The organism is Streptomyces sp. NPDC008092 (genome assembly GCF_042957285.1).
GTDB lineage: Bacteria > Actinomycetota > Actinomycetes > Streptomycetales > Streptomycetaceae > Streptomyces.
In genome coordinates, this window is the sequence record NZ_JBIBHY010000010.1 from 214219 (window position 1) to 226956 (window position 12738).

The window sequence follows — 12738 nt, forward strand, 5'->3', positions numbered from 1 at the left end:
CCCCACCCGGGCGGGGGGGGGGGGGGGGTGGCCGGGGGGGGGGGGGGGGGCGCGGGCCCCCGCCGGGGGGGGGGGGGCGGGCGGGGGGGGGGGGGGGGGGGGGGGCGGCGGGCCGCCCCGCGACGGGTTGCCGCGTGGGCGCGGATGCACCAGATCAACTTCCCCGTGACGTTTAGATACTGACGACCCACCAGGCATGGGGCACTGTCGCGCTCACGCCATCAGGGGACGTGTGTCCGATCGACTACTCGTGCGCCCCCACGTATCGAGCCGCCAGGGTGGGCTGGTTGCCACCTGTGACCATGGCAGCCTCAGCGGCGAGCAAGGCGTCGAGGGTGACCGCTTCGCCCTCCAGTCCGGGCACACACACGGTCTCTCCCAGACGGAGCCCGGCCAGACTGGCCGCCGCCACGTCTTCGGGCGACATGGCCCAGGGAAGGTCGCGGCCCGCACCGCCGTTCCAGTCCGTGGCGACGATTCCGGGGCACACCACCTGGACGCGGATCGGGGTGTCGGCCAGTTCACCGGCGAGCGTGCGGGTGAAGCCCAGGGTGGCTGCCTTGGCGGCGACATACAGGGTGCGTCGGGGCACCCGCGGATCAGTGATGCCCGCGCTGAAGGCGAGGAGCGAAGCGACGGTGACCACAGTCCCCTCACCCGCGGCGAGCATTCCGGGTAGTGCGGCGCGGACCAACTGGATGGGGGCGACGGCGTTGAGGGTGAGCAGGGTGTGGATGTCGGCTGGGTCGACGTCGATGAGCGGGGCGTAGCCGCCGGCGCCGGCGTTGCTGATCAGCATGCGTACATCCCCGGCGGCCAGGCGGTCGGTAACGGCAGCGATGCCGTCCGTGGTGCCCAGGTCGGCGGGCAGCACCTCGACGGCTGCACCTCGGGAGCGCAGTTCTTCGGCGAGGTCCCCGAGCCGATCGGCACGACGCGCCACCAGGACGAGGTCGTGGTCAGCCGCCAGAAGTCGTGCGTAGGCGGCGCCGATACCGGAGGAGGCGCCAGTGATCAGAGCGATGGTGCGAGTCATGCGGCCAAGCATGCTCAAGCATTAGCGTCGTGTCAAACACTTGATAGTTGTGAAGTGTCGTACTCTTCTCCGCGTGGCAGCAAATGACGAGGATCCCGTCGGGCACGACGCGTTGGACCGGGTGAGCTGGGCGCTGCGCCGTGCGGAGTTGGCCGTGCAGGCACTCAAGGAACAGCGCCTGCGTCCCCTGGGCATGGTGGCCGCGCACTACACACTCCTGATGTCAGTGCACGCCGAACCAGGACTGGCCGGCGCCGAGCTGGCCCGCCGCCTCAACGTGACCCCCCAAGCCATCGCCTCACTGGTGGCACGCCTGGAAGGTCGTGGACTACTGGAACGGCGCGAGCACCCTCGCCACCGACATGTGCAGGAACTGCACCTCACCGACGCCGGCCGGGAGGCGTTGCGCGCAGCCGACGAAGTGATCGCTGACATCGAGCGGCAGATCACCGACACCCTTGGCGGGGACGAGTCCACGCAGCTACGGACACTGCTGGACCAGGTAGCCAAGACGGTTCGCGACGTCTGAAAGGGGCCGCGGCGCCGGCCAACTCGTTGCGCGAGCCGCGACCCTCACCCCACCACCGGTACCGGTTCGCCTGACCCACGTGCCGTACAGCGCGTCAGGCGCGGCGGGCAAAAGCAACAGCGGAGCAGGCTCACCACGACATTGGCACAGAACCTCAGGGGATCAGGCGCGTGTACGGCGTCGGCCAGAGTGTGCACCTTGGCCGACCCGTCGCCCCTTGTCCTACGGCACCAGGATGATTTTGCCCGTGGTGTGGCCCGTCATGATCTGGCGATGAGCGGCGGCGGCTTCCCGCAACGGGTAACTGCCGGCGATCAGGACACGCAGTCGCCCAGCCCCGGCCTCTTCCGTGAGCCGCAGGCGGGCGGCGGCGCGGATTTCCGTGCCGGGGTCCGCGCCGGGCCCGCCCCCGAGGAGCTTGATGCCGGCCCGGCCCCCGCGCTGGAACGCAGCGATGGTGGCGATTCGGGCCCGGTCCGCCACGAGTTCCGTCGAGACGTCCACCGCTTCGTCGGTGCCGACCAGGTCGGCCGCCGCGTCGACGCCGTCAGGCGCTGCCTCCCGTACGCGGTCGGCCAGACCGGGCCCGTACGCGACCGGTATCGCTCCGAGGTCGCGCAGCAGGTCGTGCTTGGCCGGGCTTGCCGTCGCCAGGGCAGTGGCACCGCGTGCGACAGCCAGCTGCACGGCTGTCAGGCCGACTCCTCCCGCGGCTCCGTGGATGAGCACCGACTCACCCTTGCGCAGGCCGATGGCTTCGAGAACGTGCACGGCGGTGACGCCGGTGACCATCAGGCCTCCGGCCTGCTCCCAGGAAAGAGCGGCGGGTTTCGGCACGACCGATGAGGCCGGTACGACGAGTTCGGCGGCGTACGCGCCGGGCGCGCGATAGGCGATCACCTCGTCACCGACCGCTATCGGACCCGCGGGGCCGCTCGCGTGTGCACCCACCGCGGTCACCACCCCGGCCGCCTCGGCGCCGAGACGCATCGGCAGGTTCGCGGGATCGGTGCCGAAGGCGCCGCTGTACATCTTGTGATCGAACGGGTTGACGCCGGCGGCACGCACCGCGATGCGCACCTGGCCCGGCCCGGGATCCGGGACGGCTTCCTCGATCACCGACAACACCTCGGGGCCGCCGTACGCGCCTGCTACTACTACTTCGCTCATGGCACAGGGCAACACGCCTCTGGACGGGCTCATTCCCCCCTCCAATTTTTTTACCCCGGAGATTCATATCCAGGGGATAGTTTCTTCCCCCCATCGTCGGTGGACATCATCTCCCCTCCGGCGAATCATGGCTCCAGAACCGCCCGTTGGCGGGTCGAGAGCGACAAGGGGACAGGTGCCATGGTCGAGACTGTTGCATTCAGGAACAAGGCAGTAGAAATAGCGGGACACCTCCACCTGCCGGACGACTTCGATGAAGAAAAGAAGTACCCGGCCCTCGTCGGCATTCACCCGGCCGGCGGAGTGAAGGAACAGACCATCGGCCAGTACGCGAAGCGGCTGGCTTCCCACGGATTCGTCACCGTGGTCTACGACTCCTCCTACCAGGGAGAAAGCGGCGGCCAACCGCGCCTCCTGGAAGACCCGACGACCAGAGTGGAAGACGCCCGCTGCGCGGCGGACTTCCTCACCACTCTCCCGTACGTCGACACCGAGCGGATGGGCGTCTTCGGTATCTGCGCCGGCGGTGGTTACGCGATCAGCGTGGCGCAGACCGAACGTCGCTTCAAGGCGGTGGCCACGGTCAGCGCGGCTCCGATGGGCGAAGGCTCCAGGGCCTTCCTGGGGCACCCGTCCCCGGTGGCCGAGCAGATCAAGACCCTGGAAATGGTCGCCCGGCAGCGCACCGAGGAGGCGAGGGGGGCAGAACGGATCTACGCCCCGTTTGTCCCGGAGACGCTGGAGGAGATCGACGACAACACACCGGACCTGCTGCGTGAGGGGTACGACTACTACCGGACCCCGCGTGGTCAGCATCCCCGTTCGAAGGGCCGTTTCCTGCTGACCAGCATGGACAAGATGTTCGCCTTCTCGGCGTTCGATCAGATTCCGGAACTGCTGACGCAGCCGATGCTCCTCATCGCGGGCAGCAAGGCGGACACCAAGGTGTTCAGCGACCAGGCGTACGAGCTTTCCAACGGCCCGAAGGAGCTGTTCGTCGTCGAAGGTGCGACCCATATCGCCATGTACGACGTGCCTGAGTACGTGGATCAAGCGATCACCAAAATGGTGAAGTTCTTCGCCGTCCTTTAGCGGTTGACCCAGAAGGGCAAAAACTTGCCGGGAAACCGGCCCCGCCGGAGAAAGTCATTCGAGCCGGTACCGAGCGCCGTTTTCCTCATGCCTCTCTGGACCTCTTCCCCTCTTTTGTCAAACCGATCCATTCCCGCAAGGAGTGAAAGTGTCCGACTCTCCGAACCTCGCCCTCATCCGCCGGGTGTACGAATCCCGGATGGCGCCGGAGGTGACCAGTGAGGTGATGGCGCCGGACCTCGTCTGGGACATCACCCCCGGCTTCCCGAACAGCGGCGTGTACCACGGCTGGGACGACGTGGCGAAGAACTTCTTCGGCAGCCCCATGCCGAACATCGCATCCTTCGGCGCGGTGCCCGAGGAGTTCTACGCGGACGACGAGGGCCACGTCTTCGTGTTCGGCCACTACCACGCCGAGACGCAGGCCGGGGACAAGGCCGACATCCGGTTCATCCACCTGTGGACCGTCCGCGACGGCAAGGCCGTGAGCATGCGGCAGGCCGCCGACAGCCACATCCTCCAGGAAGCCCTCAAGGGCTGAGGCCCACCCCCCAGTACCAGGAGACCCTCCATGGCGAAGATCCTCTTCGTGATCACCGCGTCCGACCACTGGACGCTGGCCGACGGAACCCGCCAGCCGGCCGGCTTCTGGGCCGAGGAAGCAATCGGCCCTTACCAGGTCTTCAAGGAGGCCGGATACGAGATCGCGGCGGCGACGCCCGGCGGCGTGCCGCCCACGGCCGACGCCCTCAGCCTGAGCCCTGAGTTCAACGGCGGCGAGGAAGGGGCCGAGCGCATGCGGACCGCACTGCGGGAGGCCACCGAGCTGGCGCACCCGATGCGCATCGAGGACGTGAACATCGACGACTACGTGGCCGTGTTCTACCCCGGCGGCTGGGGCCCGATGGAGGACCTGCCCGACAACGCCGAATCCGGCAGGCTGCTCACCGAGTGGCTCGCCTCCGGCAAGCCCGTGTCCCTGGTCTGCCACGGCCCTGCGGCGCTGCTGGCCACCATCGGCCCCGACGGGACGTCCCCGTTCGCCGGCTACCGCCTGACCGGCCTGTCCAACGCGGAGGAGAAGCAGAACGGTCTCGCCGACCGCGCGAAGTGGCTGCTGCAGGACCGGCTCGTCAACGAGCTCGGGGCGGACTACCGCGAGGCCGAACCGTTCTCCCCGCACGTCGAAGTCGACCGCACCCTCTTCACCGGTCAGAACCCGTACTCGGCCGTCCCCCTGGCCCATGAGCTCGTCAAAGCACTGAGCTGACAACCCGGCGGTGCTCTCCGTGGGTGGCCAGGTGCGCGCTCGCGTACCTGGCCACCTGCCCCGTTCCAGGACCGACCACGAACGCGAGGGGATCGTCACCGCTGGCCGAACAGACAGGGGATAGATCTGACCCCCTCACCGGATGCGGCGTTTGTGCCAGGCTGGAGGTCATGAACCGCAACCCGCATCTGAACGAGCTGGGTGAGTTCCTCAAGGCCCGTCGGGCCGAGCTCAGCCCCTCCGAGGTCGGCCTCCGCGGCGGGCAACGGCGACGTGTGAAGGGTCTGCGCCGTGAGGAAGTGGCACTCCTCGCCGCGATCAGCACCGAGTACTACACCCGGATCGAGCAGGGTCGGCTCCAGGCATCGGCCCCCCTCCTTGAGGAGATCGCTCAGGCGCTCCGCCTGGGCGACGACCAGCGCACCTACCTCTTCGACCTCGCGGCGAAGGAGAGGGTGCGCCCGTCCGTGTACCGCGATCGCCAGCAGGTGGATGAGCAGTTGCAGCGCATGCTGGACGATCTCACCGCCTCCCCCGCCTTCGTGATCGGCCGGTGCACCGACATCCTGGGCTGGAACCGGCTCGCCGCCGCGCTGTGGACCGACTTCGGGCGCTACCCCGAGCAGGAGCGTGTGTTCGTGCGGCTGCTGTTCACCGAACCCTGGATGCGTGAGCTGTACGTCGACTGGGAGGAAGTCACCCGGCTGGCCATCGCCCAGTTGCGCATGGAGAGCGCGCGCTACCCCGACGACCAGCCCCTCACCGCACTGGTCGAGGAACTTTCCGCCCGTGACGCGCAGTTCCGGCAGTGGTGGACCGAACACGACGTGGCGATGCGGGGCAAGGGCATCAAGAAGCTGCGCCACCCGGTGGTGGGCGAGCTGACGCTCGACTGGAACACGCTCACCTGTGGTACGGACCCCGACCAGCACATCATCGTGTGGAACGCCGAACCCGGCTCCCCGTCCCACGACGCGCTGCGCCTCCTCTCCTCCTGGACCGCCGACCAGAAACCGACGACGTCCGGCACCGCCAACTGAGCCCTCGCTCACATGCTGGGGCCGGGGGGGGAAGGATGCGTCCCCGGTATGACCGCATCCCAGCCAAGAACCTTCCCCTTTTCCAGGCGTACGCGAGCCGGAAAGGTCGGACACCTCAACGACCGTATGGCAAACAGCGAGGTGCTTCGAATGAAGGCTGTAGGTTTCACGGAATTCGGTGGGCCGGAGGTGCTTCAGGTTCTTGAGCTGCCTGTCCCGGATGCCGGTCCGGGCGAGGTGCGCATCCGGGTGAGTGCCGCGACCGTCAACGCGGTTGACGCCCTTCAGCGCAGCGGACCCGCCCGATCCCCCGACGCCCGGCCGCCGTTCGTTCCCGGCATGGAAGCCGCCGGCGTCGTGGAGCAGATAGGCACGGGTACGGACACGGACCTGAGCGTCGGTGACCACGTGATGGCGATCGTGCTCGCCGACGGCTCCCATGGCGCCTACGCCGAGCACGTCGTGGTACCGGCAGAGTCGGTGGTCCGCGCCCCGCACGGCGCAAGCGACGTGCAGGCCGCGTCGCTGCCGATGAACGGCCTGACCGCGCGGCTGGCGCTGGACACGCTCGGCCTGGAGGCCGGGCAGACCGTCGCCATCACCGGAGCGGCCGGCGCGGTGGGCGGCTACGCCGTCCAGCTCGCCAAGGCGGACGGCCTGCGGGTGGTGGCCGACGCGTCGGAGCAGGACGAGACCCTGGTCAAAGAACTGGGTGCCGACGTCGTCCTCCTTCGCGGCGCCGAGTACCCGGACCGGGTACGTGCCGAGGTACCGGAGGGCGTCGACGGACTCCTCGACGGCGCGTCGCTCGGCGCACTCACCGCTCGCGCGGTGCGTGACGGCGGCCGCGTGGTGACCCTGCGCGGCTACGACGGTCCCGGCGAACGAGGCATCGTCTACGAACCGATCGTCGTGTTCCGCTACGCCCTGGAGCGTGCCAAGCTCGACCGGCTGAGGCAGCAGGTGGAGGAAGGCCGCATCACTCTTCGGGTCGCCAGGACGTTCCCGATGGAACAGGCCGCCGAGGCGCATCGGATCCTCGCTGCGGGCGGTGTGCGGGGCCGACTGGTCCTGACGTTCTGATCCGAGACACGTATGGGCACGGGGCGGAGGCCCGCACTGCCACCTCACGGCTGTGGCCGGACGTCGTACGACGTCCGGCCACAGCCGTGAGGTGGCAGTCCGAACCGGATCACCAGGTGGATCCTTCGAGAGGAACCACATCATGCTGGTACAGGCTCCGGAAGCGGACCCGTACTACACGGCGAACGCGTTCACGCCCGTCAGCTCCGCCGACAGCTCCCACAGCCGCGCCGCCTGCCCGGGGTCGATCGCCCAGTCCTTCACACCGCGCATCTCACCGTCGGCGGGAGCGGGGTCGGCGACGTCGCAGTCCTCGAGGTAGAGACCGCCCAGGTCGGCCAGCTGGGGTGAGGTCGCCGCCCAGACCTGCGTGGCCGCGCCCTGCTGCGGGGTCTTGAAGAACTCGGGGTTGCGCAGCGCGCCGTCCTCGTCGAACCAGCCGAACTCCACCTTCTCCTCGTCGGGCACGTGCCGCAGGAGCGGCGTGATGATCACGCCGGGGTGGAGGGCGAAGGCGCGGACGCCGGAGTCCTTGGCGAGTCTGTCCAGGTGCACGGCGAAGAGCACGTTCGCAGTCTTGGCCTGCCCGTACGCCTGCCACTTGTCGTAGCCCTGCTGCCACTGGATGTCGTCCCAGCGGATGCCGGACATGTGGTGGCCGCCGGAGGAGACGGAGACGACCCGTGCGCCGCCGGGTTCGAGAGCCGGCCACAGGCGGTTGACGAGAGCGAAGTGGCCGAGGTGGTTGACCGCGAACTGTGCCTCCCAGCCAGGACCGACCCGGGTTTCTGGGCATGCCATGATCCCGGCGCTGTCGATGACGAAGTCGACCGTCCTGCCTGAGGCGAGGAACCGCTCCGCGAAGCCCCGCACGCTCTCCAGATCGGCGAGGTCCAGCTCGCCCACCTCGACGCCGGAGACCCCCTCCAGCGCACCTCGGGCGTCCGCGGGCCGACGCGCGGGGACGACGACACGTGCGCCGGCCCGGGTGAGCGCACGGGTGGTCTCCAGACCGATGCCCGAGTAGCCGCCGGTGACGATCGCCAGCTTGCCGCTCAGGTCGATGCCCTGGAGGACGTCGTCGGCGGTGCTCATGGCGTCGAAACCGGAGCCGATCTTGTGCTGTGCAGTGGTCATGCCGAAACACTCCTGATCAGAGCAGAGGAGAAATTCTGAAATGCGGTGAGGGTGTTCAGTCGCTTCTCTCGGGGAGGAGCGGTCCGCGACGGCCGAGGGCCCACACGAGGAGTGCGACGCAGCCGAGGCCGACGCCGGTCAGACAGACGGCGGTCCAGCCGCCGGCGGACCACAAGGCGGAGGCGACCGCGGAGCCGACCGCGCCGCCGAGGAAGTTGCAGGTGACGAAGGCCGTGTTGAGACGGCTTCGGGCCTGGGGCGCGAGCGCGAACAGTCTCGTCTGGTTGAGGATGCTCACGCCCTGTACGGCGATGTCGAGCAGCACGACGGCCACGACGATCCCCGCTACGGATCGGTCGGCGAAGGCCGCGACGACGAACGAGACCACGATCCCGGCCCATCCCCATCCGGTCGCCGGCATGGACCGGCCACGGTCGTGGAGCCGCCCCGCACGCCGGGCGGCCAGCGCCCCGGCCAGGCCGATGAGGCCGAAGAGGCCGATGGCGGAGACCGAGTAGGAGAACGGCTGCGCGCTGAGCAGGAAGGTCAGCCCGGTCCAGAACATGGTGAAGACGCCGAAGGCGGTGGCGCCGAGGAACAGGGTCCAGCGCACCGCGCGCTCCTGCCGGATCACCTGCCAGACCGAGAGCAGCAGCTGCGGGTAGGGCAGGTGGACCTTGGGGGCGAGTGGAGGGATCGCGCGGCGAAGGAACAACGCGAAGGCGACAGAGACCGCTGCGGCAGTGAAGTAGACGGAGCGCCATCCGACTGCGTCCGCGATGAGTCCGCTGATGGTGCGGGAGGTGAGGATGCCGATGAGTAGCCCGGAGACCACCGTTCCCACCACACGCCCGCGGTTGGTGTCGTCGGCGAGGTCACCGGCGAGGGGGGTGAGCAACTGGCCGCTGACGGTGGTCAGGCCCAGAAGGGTCGTCGCGACCAGGAGCGAGCCGATGGACGGAGCGAGTGCGCAGGCGATGAGGGCGAGGGCCGCGCAGAGCATCATCCCGGGGATGAGCCGGCGCCGGTCGAGGACATCGCCGAGCGGCACCAGCAGCAGGGCACCGGCCGCGTAACCGATCTGTGTGGCTGTCACGAGCCAGCCTGCCGACGCGGTGGAGGCGTTCAGGTCGCGCCCGATGAAGTCGAGCAGCGGCTGTGCCCAGTAGAGGTTGGCGACCGCGGTGCCGCCGGCGATCGCGAACAGCAGTGTCAGGCCGCGGCTCATCGTGTTCCTGTCCCCTGCGGCGGGGGCGCTCGCGCTGAGCGGCGTGGGGGTGTCCGGCTTGGCCATGGGCGGGTGTCCAGGTGAGTACGGGCCGACTGATGGCGCCGCCGGGGTGAGGCGGGCCCGTTCAACGGCACGGTGGAGGCTTTGGCGGTCGGCCGGCCTTTCGGAGCAGGGCCGGGCTAGGCCTGTTCCAGGGGTAGCCAGCGACCGTCGGTGGCCAGGTGCTCGGCTTCTGCCGGACCCCAGCTGCCGACGTCGTAGCGGTGGGGCGCACCGGGCACGTCGAGGACGGAGCCGACGATGCGCCAGAGTTCTTCGACCATGTCCATGGTGGTGAAGCGGCGCGGGTCGCCGGTGATCGCGTCGGCCAGGACATGGGTGTAGGCGACGGAGTTGCTTCCGGTGAGGTGGGCGAAGTCGACCGTTGCGGCGACCTGGTCGACCTCGTCGGCCTCTCCCTCGTGCTGGGCGAGCAGATCGAAGGTGACGCCCGCGCGAGGGCTGATGCGGAAGCGCAACAGGTTCGGAGGGGCCTGCTGAGCGCCGGCGGTGTGGTAGTAGCCCTCGACGGGTCGGTGGAGTTCGACGACGATCTCGATGGCGGTGGCCGCCATCGCCTTGCCGGCCCGGATGGTGAAGGGAACCCCGGCCCAGCGGTCGAGGTTCACCCACGTGCGCAGGGCGCAGTAGGTGTCGGTGGTCGATCCCGCCCTGACGCCCTGGACGTCGAGGTAGCCGTCGTACTGACCGCGTACGAAGTTCCCGGGCCCGATGGTGCGCACGGCGCGGAGGGCTCGGATGCGTTCGTCGAGGACGTCCGCGGCCGAGCCCGTGCGCGGTGCGTCCATGACGAAGTAGGCGAGCATCTGCAGCAGGTGGTTCTGGACCACGTCGCGCAGGCAGCCCGTCGCGTCGTAGAAGCCGCCGCGGTCGGCCACGTCGAAGTCCTCGGCCATGGTGATCTGGACGCTGCGCACGAAGCGGCGGTCCAGGACGGCGTCGACGGCGGTGTTGCCGAAGCGGAACGTCAGAAGGTCCTCGATGACGTCCTTGGCGAGGAAGTGGTCGACGCGGCGCAGCCGTTCCTCGGGAAAGTGCCGGGTCAGTTCGCTCTGCAGGGCACGGGCGGAGCGCAGGTCGTGGCCGAAGGGCTTCTCGACGACGAGCCGGGCGTTGTCGGCCAGACCGGCTTCGGCCAGTCGCTGGGCGATGACGGGATACGTGGACGGCGGCAGGGCGACGCAGTGCGTCAGGAAGCCGTACGCCCGGACCCGGCCGGCGAGTGCGGTGAAGGTCGAGGGGTCGCCGTAGTCGACGCGGGCATAGCGCAACAGCGCGGCGAACTTGTCGAACACACCCTCGTCCAGGGGGACTTCGGCGGCACTCAGCACATCGCGCGCATGCCGCCGCAGCCGTTCGTCGTCCCAGTCGCTGCGGCCGACGCCGATGACGGGCACGTCGAGAAAGCCCTGGAGGGTGAGGTCGTACAAGGCGGGCAGCAGCATCTTCTTGGCGAGGTCGCCGGTGATGCCGAAGAGGACGAGGGCATCCGCGCGGGGGGTGGGGGTCGTCATGGTCGCTCCTGAGAACGTGAGGGGCCTGAGCGGGGTGTCGTGCGCGGTCACTTGACGCCGCGTACGCCCGCGAGGGAGGCGACGGCGAGGGCCGAGCAGATGGCTCCGACGACGAAGAGGGGCGGATAGTCGTCGCCGGAGCCGACGATGAGCGAGCCGTACAGCGGGATGAGCATCTGCGGGACGACGAGGGCCAGGTTGTAGACGCCCAGCTCCTGCGCTGCGTGCTCGGGGTCGGGCAGGACGCGGCTGACCATGGGCAGGTCGACGGAGAGGTAGCCGCCCTGGGCGACGCCGATGAGCACCATGCCCGTCAGGAAGACCCCGAAGGAGTTGTCGATGCACATGACCAGGAGTCCTGCCGCCGACGCGAGGGCGGCAAGGCGCAGCCAGGGCTTGAGACGGCCGGTACGGTCGTCGAGCATTCCGAAGAGCAGTGAGGCCATCAGTGATCCGGCGCCGAGCAGCAGGGTGGACTGGAAGACCCTGCCGGCGGTGCTGTCGCCGGCGTATCCCACGCGGTCCGAGACGATGTACGTCTGGTACGTGAGGATGATGAAGACTCCCGAGAACATCAGGAAGCGGCTGGCGAAGGCCCAGGCGTAGGCGGGATAGCGGCGCGGGTTCACATAGAAGCTGGAGAAGAACTCCCGCGGGCCGAAGGGCGGGAGGGTGCTTCTGTCGGCGGGCGCATCGGAGACCACGGCGACGAGCAGCGCCGCACCGGCCACCCCGATCAGACCGGGGACCAGCAACATCAGCGCCGGACTGAAGTCCAACAGGCTGACCAACAGGGTCGCGGCGACCATCCCGACGGGCATGGCCGGGCCCATCAGACCACTCACCCGGCCCCGCATTCCCGGTTCGATCCGCTCGGTCAGCACGGCCTGCGCCGCCATCAGCGTGCCCGACCAGCCCGCCTGTGCCAGCACCCAGCCCACGACCAGCAGCCACACCGTTCCGCCGAGGCCGATGCAGGCAAGTCCGGTGAGTCCGACGAGCGGGCCGATCACCAACCAGGTCCGGCGCTTGCCCAGGCGAAAGGTGGTGCGGTCGGACAAGGCGCCCAGGAGCGGAGAGGCGATCGCCGCCGCGAAGGCGCCGACGGACAGCACCGTGCTCAGGGTGGAGACGCGTTGACCCTCGCCGACCACATCGCGCACGCGCAGGGCCATGCTGACGGTGGGCGGCGACATCACCGCGATGTAGGCGCCGTAGTAGGCAGCGACCAGCGCGACTGGAAGCCATATGCCTGCGCGTGCTGCGGTCGCGGGACTGAATGCCGTACGCGGCGGGGGTGTGGTCCTGGTCATCAGTGACTCGCTTCCTTCGGCCCGAGACCCGACAGGGCGACACAGCCCGCCGGCGAAGTGGCCGCCGGCAGTGGCCAGAAGCGCTACGACCGACGCGGTCCTGCGTCGGACAATAAATTTCCCCCTGCCGAGAAATAAGTAAAGAGGACGCTTTCCCTCCCCGGTACCGGCCAACCAGGGGATGAATTCCTCCCCCCTTACGGCGATGCCCGCTTCGCGGCCGACGGCTATCGTCAGTGGCGCGACGCCGGCGAGCATCAAGA

The 12738-nt window shown here is 69.0% G+C and carries 12 protein-coding genes; 6 read left to right on the plus strand and 6 right to left on the minus strand.

Going from position 1 to position 12738, the window contains the following annotated elements:
• Window positions 1-244 precede the first annotated feature (244 nt).
• Window positions 245-1036: an SDR family NAD(P)-dependent oxidoreductase gene (locus tag ACFZB3_RS30875; protein WP_365353080.1), complete on the minus strand. Its 792-nt coding sequence runs from the start codon at window positions 1034-1036 to the stop codon at window positions 245-247.
• 73 nt (window positions 1037-1109) lie between these two features.
• Between ACFZB3_RS30875 and ACFZB3_RS30880 the strand changes: the two genes are divergently transcribed.
• Complete coding sequence (locus ACFZB3_RS30880; RefSeq protein ID WP_365353081.1) at window positions 1110-1565, plus strand: MarR family transcriptional regulator; 456 nt, start codon at window positions 1110-1112, stop codon at window positions 1563-1565.
• Between the two features lie 222 nt (window positions 1566-1787).
• Here ACFZB3_RS30880 and ACFZB3_RS30885 read toward each other — a convergent pair whose 3' ends face one another.
• Window positions 1788-2735: an NADP-dependent oxidoreductase gene (locus ACFZB3_RS30885; RefSeq protein WP_365353083.1), complete on the minus strand. Its 948-nt coding sequence runs from the start codon at window positions 2733-2735 to the stop codon at window positions 1788-1790.
• 180 nt (window positions 2736-2915) lie between these two features.
• Between ACFZB3_RS30885 and ACFZB3_RS30890 the strand changes: the two genes are divergently transcribed.
• The 5 genes from ACFZB3_RS30890 to ACFZB3_RS30910 all read left to right on the plus strand — a co-directional run bounded on the left by ACFZB3_RS30890 (window position 2916) and on the right by ACFZB3_RS30910 (window position 7220).
• The gene (locus ACFZB3_RS30890; protein WP_391381033.1) at window positions 2916-3827 is read left to right on the plus strand and encodes an alpha/beta fold hydrolase; all 912 of its coding nucleotides are present in this window, start codon (window positions 2916-2918) and stop codon (window positions 3825-3827) included.
• Window positions 3828-3975: 148 nt separating this feature from the next.
• Window positions 3976-4368: a nuclear transport factor 2 family protein gene (locus ACFZB3_RS30895; RefSeq protein WP_365353086.1), complete on the plus strand. Its 393-nt coding sequence runs from the start codon at window positions 3976-3978 to the stop codon at window positions 4366-4368.
• Between the two features lie 30 nt (window positions 4369-4398).
• Complete coding sequence (locus ACFZB3_RS30900; RefSeq protein ID WP_365353087.1) at window positions 4399-5097, plus strand: type 1 glutamine amidotransferase domain-containing protein; 699 nt, start codon at window positions 4399-4401, stop codon at window positions 5095-5097.
• A gap of 170 nt (window positions 5098-5267) precedes the next feature.
• A complete protein-coding gene (locus tag ACFZB3_RS30905) occupies window positions 5268-6137 on the plus strand; it encodes a helix-turn-helix domain-containing protein (RefSeq protein WP_365353089.1) in 870 nt (289 codons plus the stop codon).
• Window positions 6138-6287: 150 nt separating this feature from the next.
• Window positions 6288-7220 (plus strand): NADP-dependent oxidoreductase, encoded by a 933-nt coding sequence (locus ACFZB3_RS30910; RefSeq protein WP_365353090.1) that lies wholly within the window; start codon window positions 6288-6290, stop codon window positions 7218-7220.
• A gap of 174 nt (window positions 7221-7394) precedes the next feature.
• On the opposite strand, the gene ACFZB3_RS30915 is transcribed toward ACFZB3_RS30910, so the two are convergent.
• The 4 genes from ACFZB3_RS30915 to ACFZB3_RS30930 all read right to left on the minus strand — a co-directional run bounded on the left by ACFZB3_RS30915 (window position 7395) and on the right by ACFZB3_RS30930 (window position 12475).
• Window positions 7395-8357: an SDR family NAD(P)-dependent oxidoreductase gene (locus ACFZB3_RS30915; protein WP_365340760.1), complete on the minus strand. Its 963-nt coding sequence runs from the start codon at window positions 8355-8357 to the stop codon at window positions 7395-7397.
• Window positions 8358-8412: 55 nt separating this feature from the next.
• Window positions 8413-9651, minus strand: coding sequence for an MFS transporter (locus ACFZB3_RS30920; RefSeq protein WP_365340758.1), 1239 nt, complete (start codon window positions 9649-9651; stop codon window positions 8413-8415).
• 116 nt (window positions 9652-9767) lie between these two features.
• Window positions 9768-11162, minus strand: a complete 1395-nt coding sequence (gene zwf / locus ACFZB3_RS30925) for a glucose-6-phosphate dehydrogenase (RefSeq protein ID WP_365340756.1) — start codon at window positions 11160-11162, stop codon at window positions 9768-9770.
• A 47-nt stretch (window positions 11163-11209) separates the two neighbouring features.
• Window positions 11210-12475, minus strand: a complete 1266-nt coding sequence (locus ACFZB3_RS30930; protein ID WP_365340754.1) for an MFS transporter — start codon at window positions 12473-12475, stop codon at window positions 11210-11212.
• Between the last annotated feature and the right edge of the window lie 263 nt (window positions 12476-12738).